The organism is Aeromonas sp. XH (assembly GCF_033348475.1).
Lineage (GTDB): Bacteria > Pseudomonadota > Gammaproteobacteria > Enterobacterales > Aeromonadaceae > Aeromonas > Aeromonas sanarellii.
Genome location: NZ_CP137630.1, coordinates 1428149 through 1444539, shown reverse-complemented (window position 1 = coordinate 1444539; position 16391 = coordinate 1428149). Strand labels below are relative to the sequence as shown.

The 16391-nt window shown below is 67.2% G+C and carries 19 protein-coding genes; 13 read left to right on the top strand and 6 right to left on the bottom strand.

Annotation, left to right across the window (positions count from 1 at the left end):
- Nucleotides 1-15 precede the first annotated feature (15 nt).
- Together cydB and R2B70_RS06905 are read right to left on the bottom strand one after the other, a co-directional pair.
- Nucleotides 16-1143: a cytochrome d ubiquinol oxidase subunit II gene (cydB, locus tag R2B70_RS06910; RefSeq protein ID WP_318162963.1), complete on the bottom strand. Its 1128-nt coding sequence runs from the start codon at nt 1141-1143 to the stop codon at nt 16-18.
- Nucleotides 1143-2714 carry a cytochrome ubiquinol oxidase subunit I gene (locus R2B70_RS06905; protein WP_318162962.1) on the bottom strand — a complete coding sequence of 524 codons (1572 nt, stop codon included), beginning with the start codon at nt 2712-2714 and terminating at the stop codon, nt 1143-1145. Before R2B70_RS06905 ends, cydB begins: the two co-directional genes overlap by 1 nt.
- Nucleotides 2715-2834: 120 nt before the next feature.
- Between R2B70_RS06905 and R2B70_RS06900 the strand changes: the two genes are divergently transcribed.
- The 5 genes from R2B70_RS06900 to R2B70_RS06880 all read left to right on the top strand — a co-directional run bounded on the left by R2B70_RS06900 (nt 2835) and on the right by R2B70_RS06880 (nt 6919).
- Nucleotides 2835-4253 (top strand): PLP-dependent aminotransferase family protein, encoded by a 1419-nt coding sequence (locus R2B70_RS06900; protein ID WP_318162961.1) that lies wholly within the window; start codon nt 2835-2837, stop codon nt 4251-4253.
- Between the two features lie 147 nt (nt 4254-4400).
- Nucleotides 4401-5207, top strand: a complete 807-nt coding sequence (locus R2B70_RS06895) for a substrate-binding domain-containing protein (RefSeq protein WP_318162960.1) — start codon at nt 4401-4403, stop codon at nt 5205-5207.
- Between the two features lie 53 nt (nt 5208-5260).
- Complete coding sequence (locus tag R2B70_RS06890) at nt 5261-5680, top strand: hypothetical protein (RefSeq protein ID WP_318162959.1); 420 nt, start codon at nt 5261-5263, stop codon at nt 5678-5680.
- Between the two features lie 7 nt (nt 5681-5687).
- Nucleotides 5688-6230, top strand: coding sequence for an RNA polymerase sigma factor (locus R2B70_RS06885; protein WP_318162958.1), 543 nt, complete (start codon nt 5688-5690; stop codon nt 6228-6230).
- The gene (locus tag R2B70_RS06880; protein WP_318162957.1) at nt 6215-6919 is read left to right on the top strand and encodes a hypothetical protein; all 705 of its coding nucleotides are present in this window, start codon (nt 6215-6217) and stop codon (nt 6917-6919) included. Before R2B70_RS06885 ends, R2B70_RS06880 begins: the two co-directional genes overlap by 16 nt.
- Before the next feature lie 71 nt (nt 6920-6990).
- Here the strand turns inward: R2B70_RS06880 and R2B70_RS06875 are convergent, their stop codons facing one another.
- The gene (locus tag R2B70_RS06875; RefSeq protein ID WP_318162956.1) at nt 6991-7449 is read right to left on the bottom strand and encodes an N-acetyltransferase; all 459 of its coding nucleotides are present in this window, start codon (nt 7447-7449) and stop codon (nt 6991-6993) included.
- Nucleotides 7450-7612: 163 nt separating this feature from the next.
- Nucleotides 7613-8263, bottom strand: coding sequence for a tellurite resistance TerB family protein (locus R2B70_RS06870; protein WP_209791534.1), 651 nt, complete (start codon nt 8261-8263; stop codon nt 7613-7615).
- Nucleotides 8264-8325: 62 nt separating this feature from the next.
- Between R2B70_RS06870 and R2B70_RS06865 the strand changes: the two genes are divergently transcribed.
- The 5 genes from R2B70_RS06865 (at nt 8326) to R2B70_RS06845 (ending at nt 10686) form a co-directional block, all read left to right on the top strand.
- Entirely contained in the window at nt 8326-9177 is an 852-nt protein-coding gene (locus tag R2B70_RS06865) for a DMT family transporter (RefSeq protein WP_209791533.1), read from the top strand.
- A complete protein-coding gene (locus R2B70_RS06860) occupies nt 9174-9476 on the top strand; it encodes a hypothetical protein (protein WP_042077067.1) in 303 nt (100 codons plus the stop codon). Before R2B70_RS06865 ends, R2B70_RS06860 begins: the two co-directional genes overlap by 4 nt.
- Nucleotides 9477-9496: 20 nt before the next feature.
- On the top strand, nt 9497-9967 hold the full coding sequence (locus R2B70_RS06855; protein WP_042077068.1) for an acyl-CoA thioesterase: 471 nt from the start codon (nt 9497-9499) through the stop codon (nt 9965-9967).
- A 76-nt stretch (nt 9968-10043) separates the two neighbouring features.
- The gene (rsmS, locus tag R2B70_RS06850) at nt 10044-10199 is read left to right on the top strand and encodes a pleiotropic regulatory protein RsmS (protein WP_209791532.1); all 156 of its coding nucleotides are present in this window, start codon (nt 10044-10046) and stop codon (nt 10197-10199) included.
- 19 nt (nt 10200-10218) lie between these two features.
- Nucleotides 10219-10686, top strand: coding sequence for a GyrI-like domain-containing protein (locus R2B70_RS06845; protein ID WP_042077069.1), 468 nt, complete (start codon nt 10219-10221; stop codon nt 10684-10686).
- Between the two features lie 22 nt (nt 10687-10708).
- Here R2B70_RS06845 and R2B70_RS06840 read toward each other — a convergent pair whose 3' ends face one another.
- Nucleotides 10709-11551: a LysR family transcriptional regulator gene (locus tag R2B70_RS06840; protein WP_318163324.1), complete on the bottom strand. Its 843-nt coding sequence runs from the start codon at nt 11549-11551 to the stop codon at nt 10709-10711.
- A gap of 121 nt (nt 11552-11672) precedes the next feature.
- Here R2B70_RS06840 and R2B70_RS06835 point away from each other — a divergent pair, with 121 nt between their 5' ends.
- Together R2B70_RS06835 and R2B70_RS06830 are read left to right on the top strand one after the other, a co-directional pair.
- On the top strand, nt 11673-12176 hold the full coding sequence (locus R2B70_RS06835; RefSeq protein WP_318162955.1) for a nucleoside deaminase: 504 nt from the start codon (nt 11673-11675) through the stop codon (nt 12174-12176).
- The gene (locus R2B70_RS06830) at nt 12169-13407 is read left to right on the top strand and encodes an MFS transporter (protein ID WP_318162954.1); all 1239 of its coding nucleotides are present in this window, start codon (nt 12169-12171) and stop codon (nt 13405-13407) included. Before R2B70_RS06835 ends, R2B70_RS06830 begins: the two co-directional genes overlap by 8 nt.
- Before the next feature lie 94 nt (nt 13408-13501).
- On the opposite strand, the gene rluF is transcribed toward R2B70_RS06830, so the two are convergent.
- Nucleotides 13502-14485, bottom strand: coding sequence for a 23S rRNA pseudouridine(2604) synthase RluF (gene rluF / locus R2B70_RS06825; RefSeq protein ID WP_209791528.1), 984 nt, complete (start codon nt 14483-14485; stop codon nt 13502-13504).
- 550 nt (nt 14486-15035) lie between these two features.
- On the opposite strand from rluF, the gene gdhA reads away from it, so the two are divergent.
- On the top strand, nt 15036-16379 hold the full coding sequence (gene gdhA, locus R2B70_RS06820) for an NADP-specific glutamate dehydrogenase (RefSeq protein ID WP_042077077.1): 1344 nt from the start codon (nt 15036-15038) through the stop codon (nt 16377-16379).
- Nucleotides 16380-16391: the final 12 nt, after the last annotated feature.

Genomic DNA, 16391 nt, shown 5'->3' with positions numbered 1-16391 from the left:
TCCTCAATTCTCTTGTTAGTAGAGGCTATGGCCGTGCTCGCGCACCTGCTCGGTGCTCATCTTGCCCCGCGCCACCCAGTAGGCCCAGAGGGTGTAACCGATGTTGATGGGCATCAGCACGGCGACTATGCCCAGCATGATAAGGAGGGTGCGCTCGCTGGAGGTGCCGTCCCACAGGGTCAGGCTGCTCGACGGATCCAGGGACGAGGGCAGCACGAAGGGGAACAGGGCGATGGCGATGGTCAGCATCATGGCGGCGCAGGCTCCGCCGCTGGCGACGATGGCGAGCCGCGCCCGGCCAAGGCTGCTTGCCAGCGCACTCAAGAGCGGCAGCAAGAGGCCCAGGGCCGGCACAACCCAGAGCACGGGGTGCGCAATGAAGTTGCCAAACCAGCCATCCGGCGCCGTCGTCACCTGCTTCATCAGGGGGGTCAGGGAGCTGTTGAGATCCCCCATCTCGGCTATCTGGTAGCCGCGCATCTGGCTGAGCCAGAAGCCGCCGAGGGCAAACAGGCCGCTTGCCAGAGGGCCGAGCCAGCGGCTTTGGCGAGCGCAGCGCGCCGCTATCACCCCTTGAGTCTTGCACTGCAGGAAGCTGCAGCCGTGCAGCATCAGCAGGGCCAGCGCCGTGCCCATGCAGGTGAAGAGCAGCGGCCAGTTGAAATCGAAGGCGCCGTAGTGGATGCGAAGGGCCGAATCGAAGCGAAACGGCAGGCCTTGTAGCAGGAAGCCCAGGGTAGCGCCAAACACCAGGGTCGGCAGCAGGGCCCCCATCACCAGGGCCCTGTCCCACCAGCGGCGCCACTGGGGATCCGGCAGCTTGCTGCGATAGTCAAAACCGACCGGGCGCAGGAAGAGGCCGAACAGCAGGAACATGAAGGGCACGTAGAGCGCCGAGAAGGAGGCTGCATAGACCAGGGGCCAGGCGGCGAACAGGGTGCCGGCACCGGCGATGAGCCACACCTGGTTGCCCTCCCACACCGGGCCCACGCTGTTGAGCAGCACCCGCCGCTCCTCATCGTCCTTGGCCACCACGGGCAACAGCATGCCGACCCCGAGATCGAAGCCATCCATCACCACGAAGCCGATGAGCAGGAACAGCACCAGCCCCCACCAGACGAGTTTCAGGGTTTCGTAATCCATCAGACGGGACTCCCGTTTTTCAACACTTCACCTTGATAACGACCCGTCTGCAGGCTGGCGGGCCCTTTGCGGATCACGTGACGCAACAAGAACAGCTCCACCACCAGCAGCGTGCTGTAGATGAGGAAGATGGCGATCAGGCTGAACCAGAGCTGGCCCAGTTGCAGCAAGGAGACAGACGCCGAGACCGGCAGCACCTCGCTGATGGTCCAGGGCTGGCGACCGAACTCGGCCACGAACCAGCCCGCCTCGATGGCAATCCAGGGCAGCGGTATGCTCCAGAACAGCGCCTTGAGCAGTCGGGTCGATTGCACCAGCCGGCCCCGGCACAGTTGCAGGAAGGCGGCGGCAAAGAGCGCCAGCAACACCACGCCTATGCCCACCATCAGCCTGAAGCTCCAGAACAGCGGCGCCACCTGGGGAATGGAGTCATCGACAGCCTTGGCGATGGCCGCCTCGTCCGCCTTGCCAATCTCCTTGGCATGGGGGGTCAGCAGCAGGCCATAGCCGAGATCGGCGCGGTGGCGCTCGAAGGTCGCCCTGGCCTCGGCATTGCTACCGTCCGCCCGCAGCGCTTCCAGGGCGTCGTGGGCCAGCATGCCGCTACGAATGCGCACCTCGTGCTCGGCCTTGAGATCCTTGAGCCCCGTCACCTGCTCATCCAGGGAACGAGTGGCGATGATACCCATCAGATAGGGGATCTTGACCGCGGCGTGGGTGGTCTCGGCGCGCTGATCCGGCAGGCCGAACAGGGTGAAGGAGGCAGGGGCAGGCTCGGTGTGCCACTCCGCCTCGATGGCGGCGAGCTTCACCTTCTGCACCTCGCCGGTGCGATAGCCCGACTCGTCCCCGAGCACGATGACCGAGAGGATGGCGGCGAGGCCGAAGCCCGAGGCGATGGCGAAGGATCGCAGGGCGAAGCGCACCTCCATGCGGCGCAGCAGATACCAGCTGCTCACCCCCATCACGAACAGGGAGGCAGCCACATAGCCCGCCGCCACCGTGTGCACGAACTTGACCTGGGCCACCGGGTTGAAGATCACCGCCGCCACGTCGGTCAGCTCCATGCGCATCGTCATGGGGTTGAACTCGGCGCCGACCGGGTTCTGCATCCAGCCGTTGGCGATGAGGATCCAGAGCGCGGAGAGGTTGGAGCCGAGCGCCACCAGCGCGGTCACCAGCAGGTGCTGGCCCCGGGAGAGCTTGTCCCAGCCGAAGAAGAAGAGGCCCACCAGGGTGGATTCGAGGAAGAAGGCCATCAGCCCCTCCACCGCCAGCGGGGTGCCGAAAATGTCGCCGACGTAGTGGGAGTAGTAGGCCCAGTTGGTGCCGAACTGGAACTCCAGAGTGATCCCGGTGGTCACCCCCATCACGAAGTTGATGCCAAACAGCTTGCCCCAGAAGCGGGTGATGTCCTTGTAGATCACCTTGCCGGTCATCACGTAGGCCGACTCGGCGATCACCAGGATCCAGGACAGCCCCAGGGTGAGGGGCACAAACAGAAAGTGGAACATCGCCGTCGCGCCGAACTGTATTCGGGAGAGGCTGACCACATCATCCAGGCTTATCATGCATGACTCTCTATGTTGCATTTAACAGGCAGGTTTTCGCCCGTTCAGTACAACACGCGCCATGACACCTATAACAGATGCAGTTATAGTGAAATCCACCTATAACAGTTTGAGCCCACCATGTCCCGCTACGGCCAACTGGCAGATCAACTGCAGCAACAGATAGAGAGCGGCGTCTGGCGAGCGGGGGAGCGCATCCCCTCCATCCGCCAGAGCTGCAAGACCCACAACCTGAGCCCCATGACGGTGCTGCAGGCCTATCAGCTGCTGGAGAGCCGCGGCCTGGTGCTGGCCCGGCCCCAGTCCGGCTACTACGTCAAGGCCGCCGCCTCCCCCCAGCGCATCAGCGCCCCCCGGCAGGCCCGCTACAGCGGATCTGTGGACATCAACGATCTGGTGTTCGAGGTGCTGCAGGCCAGCAAGTCCCGGGAGCTGGTGCCGCTGGGCATGGCGGTGGCGGATCCCGCCCTCTTCCCCCACCCCCAGCTCGGCCGGGCCCTGGGGAGCTGCATGCGCCGGCTCGATCCCTTCAGCACGGTGGCGGATCTTCCCCCCGGCAACGAGATCCTGCGCCGGGCCATCGCCCGCCGCTACGCGGACGACGGCCTGGCGGTGGATCCCCAAGAGATCATCATCACCACCGGCGCCATGGAGGCGCTCTCCCTCAGCCTGCAGGTGCTGACCGAACCGGGGGACTGGGTGGTGGTGGAGTCACCCACCTTCTACGGCGCCCTGCAGGCCATCGAGCGGCTCAAGCTCAACGTGGTGGAGATCCCGGTGCGCCCCGGGGTCGGCATCGATCTCGCCCTGCTGGCCCAGGCGCTCGCCGAGCGCCCCATCAAGGCGTGCTGGCTGATGGGCAACGTCCAGCACCCGCTGGGTCATACCATGCCGGATGGCCACAAGCAGGCGCTGATGCAACTGCTCAACGCACACCGGGTGCCCCTGGTGGAGGACGACGTCTACGCCGAGCTCTACTTTGGCCGCGAGCGCCCCCGCCCCCTCAAGTGCTGGGATGCGCGGGGAGAGAGCCTGCTGTGCGGCTCGTTTTCCAAATGTCTGGCGCCGGGCTTTCGGGTCGGCTGGGTGGTGGCAGGGGCCCATGCCGAGCGCATCCAGCGGCTGCAGCTCATATCGACCCTCTCCACCAATGTGCCGAGCCAGCTCGCGCTCGCCGACATGCTGCGCCAGGGGGGGGTGGACGCCCACTTTCGCCGCCTGCGCCATACCCTGGCCCAGCGCCAGCAGCAGATGCGGGCCGCCCTGCTGCGCCTCTTCCCCGAGGCGAGGATCAGCGCCCCAGATGGCGGCTACTTCCTCTGGCTGGAGTTCGATCACCGCCTAGACAGCCGGGCCCTGCACACACAGGCGCTCGCCTGCGGCTTTTCGCTCGCGCCGGGGGCGCTGTTTTCGAGCCAGGGCCAGCACAACCACTGCCTGCGCCTGAACAGCTCCCATCCCTGGAGCCCGGCGCTGGAGGCGGCGCTTGCCAGACTGGCGGCGCTGATCCACCAGCAGCTCGGCACCGGCCAGGGCTAGCCACCATGCCTCTGAGCCCGCCTGCGAGGCTGGCTCGCCGTCGACTTCGGCTGCCCCGGCTCGACGGCGCCCGATTTTTTTCTGCTCGGCTGCATCCAATCGCCTCCCTCCCGCGTCTCTTGCTTGAACCTCAATCAAGGAGAGACGATGAAATCCCAACCCTTCTGGCTCGCCCTGCTCTGCTCGGCCCTTATCCAGCCGCTGCAGGCCGCCACCCTCCCCCAGTCTGCCCAGACCGACCCCGTCCATCAGGCCGGCGACGGCGTGATCCGCCTCTACGGCCCCGGCGGCCCGGACATCGCGCTGAAGCGCGCCGCCGCGGCCTTCCAGCAGGAGACCGGGATCCCGGTCGAGGTCACCGCCGGCCCCGAACATGGCTGGCGTGACAGGGCCGTCAAGGATGCGGATCTCATCTTCGCCGGGGCCGAGCAGTCCATGTCCGCCTACCTGCGAAGCTACCCCTTCCTCGACCCCCAGAGCGCCCACGCCTACTACCTGCGCCGCAGCGTCATCGCGGTGCAGAAGGGCAACCCGGCGCAGATCACGGGAGTCGAGGATCTGATCAACCGCCCCCTCAAGGTGGTGGTGACCGAGGGGCTCGGCAACTACAACACCTCGGGCACCGGCCTCTGGGAAGACGTGGCCGGCCGCAAGGGCAAGCTGGCCGATGTGCAGAAGCTGCGGCGCAACATCGTCGCCTTCGAGCAGGGCAGCGGCGCCAGCCTGCGGGCCTTCACCGGCCAGCAGGCCGATGCCTGGATTACTTGGGTGCACTGGCCCCTGAACCACCAGGACAAGGCCGACTTCGTCGAGATCGAGCCGGAGCGCCGCGTCTATCGCGGCCTGCTGATCAGCAAGGCGCAGGGGGCGGATGCCGGCACCCAGCGCTTCCTCGACTTCATCGACAGCCCCAAGGGCGAGCCCTTCTTCGCCCAGGATGGCTGGACCCGTTAACCCTGAGCTTCCATAGCCAAACGACCATCGCCAACAGACCCAAGGAGAACGCCATGAACAAGTTCCTCATCTGCCTCACCTGCCTGCCCCTCGCCTCGGCCTGGGCCCTGGACACCCAGCCCCTGAGCGGCGCCGAGCAGCTGCCCATCGCCCGGATGACGGAGAACGGCAAGGCCTATCTGGTCGATGCCAAGGGCTTCAGCCTCTACCGCTTCGACAAGGATGCCCAAGGAAAATCAACCTGTTATGCTGAGTGCGCCGAGAAGTGGCCGCCGGTATTGGCCAGCGACAGCGAGGTCAAGGCGGGGGTCGGCAAGGCGGCAGACGCCGGGATAGGCCTGGTCCTGCGCGACGACGGCCGCTATCAGTGGAGCTACCGTGGCCAGCCGCTCTATCGCTGGATCAAGGATGAGCAGCCCGGCCAGAGCAGCGGGGATGGCGTGAAGAATGTCTGGCACCGCGTCCAACTGTGAGGTCTGAGTGAACATCGACAACCAGCAGCTCGCCCACCTGCTCGTCCGCAGCAAGCAGAGGGACAAGCAGGCGTTTGAAGCCCTCTACCAGCTGACGGGCCAGCCCCTGTACGCCATGCTCTATGGCCTGCTGAAAGACAGGCAGTGGGCCGCGGACATCTTGCAGGAGGGCTTTTTGAAGATCTGGCACGGCCAGAGCGCCCATCCCGTCGACTACCCCTGGGCCTGGCTCTGCCAGTGCATGCGCAATCTGGCCATCGACGCCCTGCGGGCGAAGAAGCGCCACGGGGAGACCCTGCTGGAAGAGTCCTGGGAGGAGAGAACCAGCCAGGAGACCCGGCCAGGAGACACAGAGGGGCTTGCCCCCTCTTTCTCCCTCGAGCACTGCCTCGGGCGGCTCTGTGCCGACAAGCGCAACGCCATCGTACTCGCCTATCGCCACGGCCTGAGCCACCAGGAGATCGTCACCCACACCCAGACCCCGCTTGGCACCGTCAAGTCCTGGATCCGGCGCGGACTGGAGGAGCTCAAGCTATGTCTGACCCAGTGACCCCCCAACGCTACCGGGATCCCGCCCTGCGCGAGCGGCTCGCCGGCGAATACGTGCTGGGCACCCTGAGCCCGCGGGTGCAGGCCAGGATGAGCCGGCTGATGGCCCGCGACCCCGACTGGTGGCAGTGGATCGAGCAGTGGCAACAACATCTGGATCCCCTGCTGCATCAACCCCAGCCCGCCCCGCCCCTGCCCCGCAGCGTCTGGCGCAACATAGAGCAGGGGATTTCTCCCAAACCCAGGCCCCATCGCCTGTGGTGGCCGCTCGCCATGGCCGCCTCCCTGCTGCTCGGGTTGTGGCTGCAGCCGCTGCTCCCCTGGTCCTCCGCCCCCATCCAGCCGGTGCGCTACCTGGCCATGATGTCCTCCGCGGGCGAGGAGGCTCCCTTCGTGCTGGTGGCCTATCAGGGCAAGCAGCCGGGCCAGTCCAGCATTCGCCTGCAACAGAACCAGGCGAGCCCGCTCAGCCTGCCCACCGACGCCATGCTCTGGATGCGCGACAAAGAGTCCGCCAAGCTGGTGCCCTTGGCCCCCCTCGGGGAGGTCATGGCGGGCCGATTGATGAGCCCGACCGAATGGAAGCAGCTCAAGGCGAGCAGCGAGCTGCTGGTGATGGCGAAGGGGAGCGAGCGCCCGCTCTATCGCGGCCACTGCATCGAGCTCGGCCCCTGGCCGGCGCAGAGCTGAGCACGAGCGCAGTCCCTGCGACAGCAACAAGGCCCCATAACGGGGCCTTGTTCATCGCGCGGCTCACCGGCTTATCGGGCGTAAATCTCCGACTGGCGGGTAAAACCCAAGGATTCGTAAAGTGCCTTGGCACGCGTGTTGAACGACATCACCTCCAGGCGCAGCTGACTCGCGCCCCGGGCCTTGCCCCAGCCGTCACAATGGGCGATCAGCGCACGGCCGATGCCTTGGGAGCGATGCCCCTCATCGACCACCACGGTACTGATGCGGCAAATGGGCTGCTTGCTGAGAAAAGGGATGGTCTCGTTGATGTCGATGCGCGCGGTCAGAAAGCCCGCCACCTTGCCCGCCACCACCGCCACGCAAAACAGCCGACCTTCGGCGGCGATGGCATCGAGCAAGAAGGTGCGCTCCTCGGGGGATGGGGGGCGAAACACCTGTGGGGCCTGCTCGAAGTGGATCTCTCCTATCTGCCGGTTCAGCTCGAGGATGGCGTCGATATCCTGTTCAATGGCCTTGCGAATGTTCACCTGATGCTCCTTGCATGGTGGGCCGGCGGGGATGATAGAGTCTCATCCGTCACCCTTTGGCCTGAGCCCGCATCTTACTGGCTTGCACCGGCAACCAGCAAGCCGCCCGCAGAAAACGACCAGGCCCCGCGATGGGGCCTGGTCGTCAACACGATGGCGCGGCTCAACCCGGCCCGTTCAGCTGGGCCACCTGCCGCTCTATGCTCCCCTTGAGGTTGTCATCGAGCTTCAATGCCCTAGCCAGCTCGTCCAGATAACCGCGCTCCATGAAGTGATCCACCTCGATGGCGAGCAGGGAGGCGAGGTAGACCTCGGTCGCCAGCTCCATGTCGGTCACCTCCCGCGCCAGGACGTGGGGATCGAGGGGGCGGGCCAGCTCGGCGTCGATCCAGCGAGCCGCATCCCGCTCCCCCTGCTCGGTCAGGTACGTCTGGATCTTCTGGCGCTCGGCGGCGTCGATGTGGCCGTCGGCCCGGGCCGCCGCCACCATGGCGCGCACCAGGAGGGCGGCGCGGGCATCCAGCGCATTGCCCTGCAGGGTGTCGAGGGGATGGGTGGGCTGAGCCGGGGCGGACTGCTGGGCCTGCCAGTCCTGATAGAGCTTGTAGGCCAGGCCACCCAGGGCCGCCGCGCCGCCCACCGCCGCCACCTTGGTGCCGTACTTGCGCATCTTCTTGTTGCCAAGCAGCAGCGCCATGGCCCCGGCGGCCAGCCCGCCCTGGGCCATGCCCTTCATCTGGGCCTTGCGCGTGTCACCACCGTCGTCGAGCCAGCCCTTGCCGCTGCTCAGCAGTTGATCGAGTATTTGTTTCATAGCCCCTCCTCGTTGCATAGTGTTTCATGCTGGTTCGCCGCCACTGAACTCAAGGTGAATAAATGCCGCCGTCCCGTCTGTTGCTGCTGACCCTGCTGACCCTGGTGGCGTTCGCCGCCAACTCGGTTCTCTGCCGTCTGGCGCTGTTCGAAGAGCGCATGGATCCGGCGCTGTTCACCCTGCTGCGCCTGACCAGCGGGGCCCTGGTGCTGATCCTGCTCTGTGCGGCCCGCCGCCCCCCGCCGCCCCGCCAGGGGGACTGGGGAGGCGCCCTCTACCTCGTCACCTACGGCGCCGCCTTCTCCTTTGCCTACCTGACCCTGACCGCAGGCACGGGGGCCCTGCTGCTGTTCGCCGCCGTCCAGCTCAGCATGCTGGCCCCGCCCCTGCTGCGTGGCGAGCGGCTTCCCCCTCGCCAGTGGGCCGGCCTGCTGATCGCCATGGCAGGGCTGATCGTGCTGCTGCTGCCCGGCATCCAGGCCCCCGATCCCCTGGGGGCGATCCTGATGATCGCCGCCGGCATCGCCTGGGCCTGCTATACCCTGCGCGCCCCGCGCTTTGCCGACGCCCTCGCCGCCAACGCCGGCCACTTCCTGCGGGCCAGCCTGCCCGCGGCCCTGATCTACCTGTTGCTGGGGCGGCTCGACGCCAGCCCGACCGCCATCGCCTACGCCCTGGCCTCGGGGGCGCTCGCCTCCGGCCTGGGCTATGCCCTCTGGTATCGGGTGCTGCCCCAACTGGGGCGCACCCTGGCCGCCAGCGCCCAGTTGCTGGTTCCCCTGCTCGCCGCCCTGGCCGGGCTCGTCTGGCTGGATGAGTCGTGGTCATGGCGCTTGTTGCTGTCGTCCCTGGGCATCCTGGGAGGGATTGCCCTGGTCATCGCGGGACGCCCCCCGCAAGGAGACAAACCATGAAGAAGATTGTCATACTGCTGCTCGGTTGCACCTTCGCCACTGGCCTGCTCGCCGCAGTACAGGACAGAGAAACCCATCAGGCCGGCCTGGATCGGGCCTGCGCCAACGCCCAGCAACAGCTGATCGTGCAGGGCAGGCAGCAGCGCATCGACGCCTGCATCAAGGCGGGTGGCAAGGCAACCCGATGCCAGCAGGAGTACGCCAGCTTCGGCCAGCGCGAGGGCAACAAGAGGCCCGATTTTTCGACCCTGCCTCCCTGCCAGCAGGCCGAGGCGTATCGCAAGAGTTACCGGCAATGAGCCGGATACAAGGAGAGCGCATGACCCCACCCCGCGAGCTGACCCTGCAGTTCCTGGCCGAGCCCGCCGACGTCAACTTCGGCGGCAAGGTCCATGGCGGCATGGTGATGAAGTGGATCGATCAGGCGGGCTACGCCTGCGCCGCCGGCTGGTGTGGCGGCTATGCCGTCACCGTCTACGTGGGGGGGATCCGCTTCCTGCGTCCCATCCAGATAGGCCAGCTGGTGGAGGTGCACGCCAAGGTGATCCACACGGGCACCACCAGCATGCACCTGGCGGTGGATGTCTACAGCCGCCACCCCACCGACCCCGAGCGCCACAAGACCACCCACTGCATCATCATCTTCGTGGCCATGGACGAGCAGGGCAACCCGACCCGGGTCCCCCAGTGGCAACCGGTGAGCGAGGGCGATCTGCAGTTGCAACAGTACGCCAGGAAGCTGATGGCCCTGCGCGAGGAGATAGACAAGGAGATGCGCCAGCACCTGTGAAGGGAAGCCCGCAACCGGGGCGTGTTTCACGGGCCGCCGACGCTATAATGGCGCCCCCTATCCACGAGAGAACACAATGTCACTGGAAACCGCCCCCGCCGAGGTGCAGCTCGCCGTCGATCTGATCGAGCTGCTTGAGACCAACCAGATAGCCCCCGAGCTCGCCCTGGCGGCGCTCGCCATCGTCCGTCAGGACTATGAGCGCAAGCTGAGGGAGGGCCGGGATCACTGACCCTGTCACCGGAGACGCCATGTCAGAGCCCATCCGCTTCGAGACCGGCAGCGCCATGCTGCTTGGCGGCCTGCGCCGCCACCACGAGTTCCAGCACGCCGACTTCGGCGGCCAGTGGCGTGACTTCGGCGCCTTCACGCCCCTGCCTGGTCAGCTGGGGGAGCACGCCTACGGCGTCATCTGCGGCGTGACCCCCACGACCTGCGAATATATGTGCGCGGTGGAGGTCGCCGCCCTGGAGGTGCTGCCCCCCGGGCTCGGCCGGATGCGCATCACGCCCCAGACCTATGCGGTCTTCCGCCATCTGGGCCATGTCTCCACCATGCCCCAGACCTGGCAGGGAGCCCTCGACTGGCTGGCCGGCTCCGGCTGGGAGTCGGCCCACAAGCCGGACTTCGAACGCTACGGCGCCGACTTTGACGCCGCCACCGGCAGCGGTGAGGTGGAGCTCTGGCTCGCCGTGGTGCCGAGGCACTCCCTGGCTTGAGCCATCGGGCTCGGGGTTGTGCCTACCTCGGTCCCATCACCTCGTCACAGAGCGCGATCAGGGCCTCCCCCAGCCGAGCGAGGGGCTCGCTCGTGCCAGGCCCCTGATGCAGGGCCAGCTCCACCGGGCGCACCTCGGGCCAGCCTGTCAGCACCACCTGATCCGGTTGCCGCAAGCGGGCGGGCAGCAGGCTGACGCCTATCCCGGCGCTCACCGCTCCCTGCAGGCTGGCGAGGCTGGCGCTCACATAGGCGATGCGCCAGGGGATCCCCTCGGCATCCAGGGCGTCGGTGATCTGGCGCCGGTAGAGCCCCTCGCTCGGAAACACCGCCAGGGGCAGCGGCACTCGCCCGACGGCGGGCCACTCCCGGCTGTCGACCCAGGCGAGCGGCTCGCGCCAGCGGGCGATGGGCTCCCCCTGCCCGCGCCCCTGCTTGATGAGGGCCAGATCCAGCTCCCCCGCCTCGAACCCCTGCCACAGGGCGTGACTGAGATCGCTGTGCACTTCCAGCCTCACCTCGGGATGCTGACGGGCAAAGCTGGCCAGCACCCTGGTCATGGCCCCCGCGGCGAAATCCTCAGGCACCCCGAGGCGCAGGGGCAGGCTCGCCTCCCCCACCCGCTCGCTCGCCCGGGCCAGCAGCCCCAGGATGCGGCGCGCCAGGCCAAGCAGGGTCTCCCCCTGGGCCGTGGTCACCACCTGGCGACCGGAGCGGTCGAGCAGGGTGCAGCCGAGCTGCTGCTCGAGGCGGCGCATCTGCTGGCTCAGGGTGGACTGGGTCAGGTGGACCCGCTCGCCGGCGCGGGTAAAGCTGCCTGTCTCGACGATGGCGACGAAGCTCTGCAGCAATTGGGGGTCCAGCAGGGGGCGCTCCATGGGTCACTCCATTTAGAAAATCACTGAAAGTCATTTTATCATTTAATTTCCAAATGATGTGGCGACCCTCTAGGCTGCGTCCATCCCTTGTCTCTTTCCAGGATGACCCATGCCACACCCCAGCCAGTCCGGTGACCGCCTCCTTCGCACCCTCACCGCCCTCTCGTCCCCCAGCCATCAGGAGTGGCTGGAGCAGGCCCTGCACCTGGCCCTGACCCACCGCCAGCAGGGAGGCCGCCCCTTCGCCGCCCTGCTGGTGCGGGACAACCGGCTGGTGGCGAGCGCCGTCAACCGCATGCTGGAGGACGGCGACCCCACCCGCCACGCGGAGCTGGAAGCGCTGCGGGAAGGGAGCCGTCAGGGGCCGCTGGCCGGTGCCATCGTCTATGCCAGCGGCCACCCCTGCCCCATGTGTCTGTCCGCCCTGGTGATGAACGGCATCCAGGCGGTCTACTACGCCTTCGACAACGCGGACGCCGCCCCCTTCGGCTTTGACAGCGGCGCCGCCTACGACAGGCTGAGACTGCCGCTCTGCCCGCCGCCCCTGCCCCTCGTCAAGCTGGCGAGCCCCATTCCGGCCGAGGCCCTCTACGGCCCCCTGCCCCATGAATAAGCGCTTCATCTCCCCTGGCAGCGGCGCCCTGCTGGTGCTGGTGATCCTGATCGCCCTCAACCTGCGTCCCTTCCTCACCGCCATCGGCCCCCTGGCGCCCCAACTAGACGCCAGGCTCGCCCTCGGGATGGACACCCTGGCCTGGGTCACCCTGCTGCCGCTCTGGCTTATCGGGGTCGGCGTCCTGCTCACTCCGGCGCTCCTTGGCCGCACGGGGCCGCGTCCCCTGCTCGGGGCGGCCCTGCTGCTCCTCGCCCTCGGCAGCGCCCTGCGCGTCGAGCTGGCGAGCGGCGCCCTGCTCATCGCGAGTGCCGCCCTCTGCGGCCTGGGTTCGGCCCTGGTGCAGGGGGTCTTGCCCGGCCTCATCAAGCAGGGCTTCGCCCGCAAGGTGCCCCTGGTGATGGGGATCTTCTCCGCCTGCATGATGGGGGGCGGGGCGCTGGGGGCCGTGCTCACCCCGCGCCTCGCCGAGCATATGGACTGGTCCAGGGCGCTGGCGATCTGGAGCCTGCCGGTGCTGCTGGCCCTCGGCTGGCTCGCCTGGCGGGTGCGGCTGCCTGCGGCGCCGGTGGCGGTATCCGGCGGCGGCGAGCAGCGCCTCATCAGCCTGCCCCGCACCTGGCTGCTCATCGCCTGCTTTGGCATCATCAACAGCGGCTACGGCATTGTCGTGGCCTGGCTGGCCCCGGCCTACATGGCGGCGGGCTGGAGCGCCCAACAGGGGGGCGAGCTGGTGGCCTGGCTCGCCCTGGCCCAGACCGCGAGCGGCCTCGGCCTGCCCCTGCTGGCGGCCGGTCGGCTGGACAGACGCCCCTGGATGGCACTCGCCATCGCCTTGCAGCTGGCGGGCTTTGGCGGTCTCTGGCTGGCGCCGACCAGCGCCCCCATTCTCTGGTGCCTGCTGTGTGGCGCCGGGCTTGGGGGGAGCTTCTCCCTCATCATGGTCATTGCGCTCGATCACCTGCCGGACCCGCGCCGCGCCGGCGCCCTCTGCGCCCTGATGCAGGGGGTCGGCTTCATGGTGGCGGCCACCGGCCCCTGGGTGGCGGCCCGGCTGCACAACTTGAGCGGTGACTTCGCCACCGCCTGGCAGTGGCAGCTCGGCGCCCTGATGCTGATGAGCCTGCTGGTGCTGCGCCTCGACCCGCGGCACTACCCAGGCGCGATGCGCCTGCCTCGAAGCCAGGCGGAGACAATGGCTATGCCGGCGCCCGACAACACGCCAGCCTGATCCGACCCCCTTGCCCTGGCGTCACTGTGCCCCAAAACAAGACACCGGCCAGGGGCCGGTGTCTTCAATGGGGACGCGGGGGATGTCGGGGTGCTCAGCGCCCCTTCTTCTGGCGCCCGCCCTGCCCTGTGCGCGGCTTGCCCTGGGCTGGTTTGGCCCCCTTGCCGGGCGCACCCTTGCCCTGTCCGCCTTTGCCTGAGGGGCTCTTCCTCTCGAAGGCCTCGGGGCCCGGCACATTGGGGCGACCGCCGATCTCGTGATCGTCGCTGCGCCGCGGCTTCTTGACCTGGGCCGGCGTGCCGGCCGCAGCCGCCTTGGGCTTGGCAACCTGAGCCCCCTTGGCCGGTTTGGCCTCGGAGGAGGAGTCCTCGATCAGCTTGAACAGCTCGATCAGCTCGTCGTCGGTGAGATCGCGCCACTCCCCCACTGGCAGCCCCTTGAGGCTGACGTTCATGATGCGGATGCGCTCGAGCTTGGTCACCTCGAAGCCGAAGTGCTCGCACATGCGGCGGATCTGGCGGTTGAGCCCCTGCACCAGGGTGATGCGAAACACGAACGGCGCCTCTCTCTTCACCTTGCACTTCCTGGTGACGGCGCCGAGGATGGGCACCCCGGCCGCCATGCCCCTGACGAACTCGTCGGTCACCGGCTTGTCCACGGTCACCAGGTACTCTTTCTCGTGATCGTTGCCCGCCCGCAGGATCTTGTTCACCAGATCCCCGTGGTTGGTGAGGAAGATGAGCCCCTGGGAGTCCTTGTCGAGCCGGCCGATGGGGAAGATGCGGGTGCTGTGGTTCACGAAGTCGACGATGTTGTCCTTCTCCCCCGCCTCCGTGGTGGAGACGATGCCCACCGGCTTGTTGAGGGCGATGAAGACCAGGCTGTCGGCTTCCCGCGGCTCGATCACCTGGCCGTTGACCTTCACCAGATCCCCGGCAAACACCTGATCCCCCACCCCGGCCCGCTTGCCGTTGATGAAGACGTTGCCCTGCTCGATAAAGCGGTCGGCCTCGCGGCGCGAGCAGATGCCGCTCTCGCTGATGTATTTGTTCAGGCGCATGGATTCATCGGCCAGCATGAGGCACCTCCCGGGTCGCGAGGGCTGTCGGGATGGTCGGCTGGCTCAGCCGGCGTGTGGTCGGGTTCGTCTGCATACAACTCCATGGAAAAAAGGGCCCGTGCCCTGCATGTTCGGCAAAAAACGCCGCTACAGTAGCACATCGCCCCCTCCCGCGCCCTGCCCCCGTCGCCGGATTGTGGCGCCCATCCCCTGTTCGGCCATCTGCCCCCTCACTGTGCGGCCCCTTGCCGTCATGACACCCGGTTGACGCATGCGACCAAGCCCTGGCGATGTCCGGATGGCGCGCCCTGACCGCCCCGCAGCCAGAGAGGGCGGTCTCGTCCTCGTCAAAGAGCGGGATGAACTAAAACTTGATATTTATCTAGCAAAAATGCATAAAAAGATTTTAGTCATCGCGAATTATCTGCTCTGCCCCGCCGATGACGGGAGACGACAGGTCGCCGGGGCGCAGGGCGAGACTTTTCCCCCTCCCCTCACCGCCTCTGCTGACGAACCGCTTCCCTCTCTGGCAGGACGCCACTTTCATCGTTCACGACAGGAGTCAAAGATGCACCATTCCCTCTCCCAGGAGGCCTTCCTGGCCCAGGTGGCCAACCGCAACCCCCACCAGCCCGAGTTCATCCAGGCGGTGAGCGAGGTGGTCACCTCCATCTGGCCCTTTATCGAGCGCCATCCCCGCTACCTGCAGCACGGTCTGCTGGAGCGGCTGGTGGAGCCGGAACGGCTGGTGCAGTTTCGGGTGAGCTGGGTGGATGACCAGGGTCAGGTGCGGGTGAACCGTGGCTACCGGGTGCAGCACAGCTCCGCCATCGGCCCCTTCAAGGGCGGCATGCGCTTCCACCCCTCGGTGGATCTCTCGGTGCTGAAGTTCCTCGCCTTCGAGCAGACCTTCAAGAACGCCCTCACCACCCTGCCCATGGGCGGCGGCAAGGGGGGCAGCGATTTCGATCCCAAGGGCAAGAGCGAGGGGGAGGTGATGCGCTTCTGTCAGGCCCTGATGCTGGAGCTCTATCGCCACCTCGGGGCCAACACCGACGTGCCGGCCGGCGACATCGGGGTGGGCGGGCGCGAGGTGAGCTACATGGCGGGCATGATGAAGAAGCTCACCAACAGCGCCGAGTGCGTCTTCACCGGCAAGGGGCTCTCCTTTGGCGGCAGCCTCATTCGCCCGGAGGCCACCGGCTACGGCCTGCTCTACTTCGTGGAGGCCATGCTGGCCCATCGCGGCCAGTCGCTGGCGGGCATGCGGGTCTCGGTATCGGGCTCGGGCAACGTGGCCCAGTACGCCATCGAGAAGGCGATGGCCCTCGGCGCCCGCGTCATCACCGCCTCCGACTCCGGCGGCACCGTCTATGATCCGGACGGCTTCACCCCCGAGAAGCTGGCCCGTCTGATGGAACTTAAAAACGAGCAGCGCAAGCGGGTGGCGGATTATGCCCACGAGATGGGGCTCGAGTTCTTCAGCGGCCGCACCCCCTGGCACCTGGCAACCGACGTCGCCCTCCCCTGCGCCACCCAGAACGAGCTGGATGCATCGGACGCCACAACGCTTATCGCCAACGGCGTGCAACTGGTGGCCGAGGGGGCCAACATGCCCTCCAGCGCCGCCGCCATCCGCCTCTTCCACGACGCCCGGGTGCTGTTCGCCCCGGGCAAGGCGGCCAACGCCGGGGGCGTTGCCACCTCGGGCCTCGAGATGAGCCAGAATGCCCAGCGCCTCTCCTGGACCCGGGAGGAGGTGGACGCCCGCCTCAAGGGGATCATGACCAGCATCCACGCCACCTGTGTCCGTTACGGTCAGGATGACGACCATGTGAACTACGAAAGCGGCGCCAATATCGCCGGCTTCGTCAAGGTGGCCGACGCCATGCTGGCGCAAGGGGTCTGCTAGTTCTCGCCATAC

Coding starts and splice junctions, on each gene's coding strand:
- R2B70_RS06900 (WP_318162961.1), top strand. CDS start 2,835: ATGTCCCGCTACGGCCAACTGGCAGATCAACTGCAGCAACAGATAGAG.
- R2B70_RS06870 (WP_209791534.1), bottom strand. CDS start 8,263: ATGAAACAAATACTCGATCAACTGCTGAGCAGCGGCAAGGGCTGGCTC.
- R2B70_RS06845 (WP_042077069.1), top strand. CDS start 10,219: ATGTCAGAGCCCATCCGCTTCGAGACCGGCAGCGCCATGCTGCTTGGC.
- cydB (WP_318162963.1), bottom strand. CDS start 1,143: ATGGATTACGAAACCCTGAAACTCGTCTGGTGGGGGCTGGTGCTGTTC.
- R2B70_RS06860 (WP_042077067.1), top strand. CDS start 9,174: ATGAAGAAGATTGTCATACTGCTGCTCGGTTGCACCTTCGCCACTGGC.
- R2B70_RS06905 (WP_318162962.1), bottom strand. CDS start 2,714: ATGATAAGCCTGGATGATGTGGTCAGCCTCTCCCGAATACAGTTCGGC.
- R2B70_RS06835 (WP_318162955.1), top strand. CDS start 11,673: ATGCCACACCCCAGCCAGTCCGGTGACCGCCTCCTTCGCACCCTCACC.
- rluF (WP_209791528.1), bottom strand. CDS start 14,485: ATGCTGGCCGATGAATCCATGCGCCTGAACAAATACATCAGCGAGAGC.
- R2B70_RS06880 (WP_318162957.1), top strand. CDS start 6,215: ATGTCTGACCCAGTGACCCCCCAACGCTACCGGGATCCCGCCCTGCGC.
- R2B70_RS06830 (WP_318162954.1), top strand. CDS start 12,169: ATGAATAAGCGCTTCATCTCCCCTGGCAGCGGCGCCCTGCTGGTGCTG.
- R2B70_RS06890 (WP_318162959.1), top strand. CDS start 5,261: ATGAACAAGTTCCTCATCTGCCTCACCTGCCTGCCCCTCGCCTCGGCC.
- gdhA (WP_042077077.1), top strand. CDS start 15,036: ATGCACCATTCCCTCTCCCAGGAGGCCTTCCTGGCCCAGGTGGCCAAC.
- R2B70_RS06895 (WP_318162960.1), top strand. CDS start 4,401: ATGAAATCCCAACCCTTCTGGCTCGCCCTGCTCTGCTCGGCCCTTATC.
- R2B70_RS06865 (WP_209791533.1), top strand. CDS start 8,326: ATGCCGCCGTCCCGTCTGTTGCTGCTGACCCTGCTGACCCTGGTGGCG.
- rsmS (WP_209791532.1), top strand. CDS start 10,044: ATGTCACTGGAAACCGCCCCCGCCGAGGTGCAGCTCGCCGTCGATCTG.
- R2B70_RS06855 (WP_042077068.1), top strand. CDS start 9,497: ATGACCCCACCCCGCGAGCTGACCCTGCAGTTCCTGGCCGAGCCCGCC.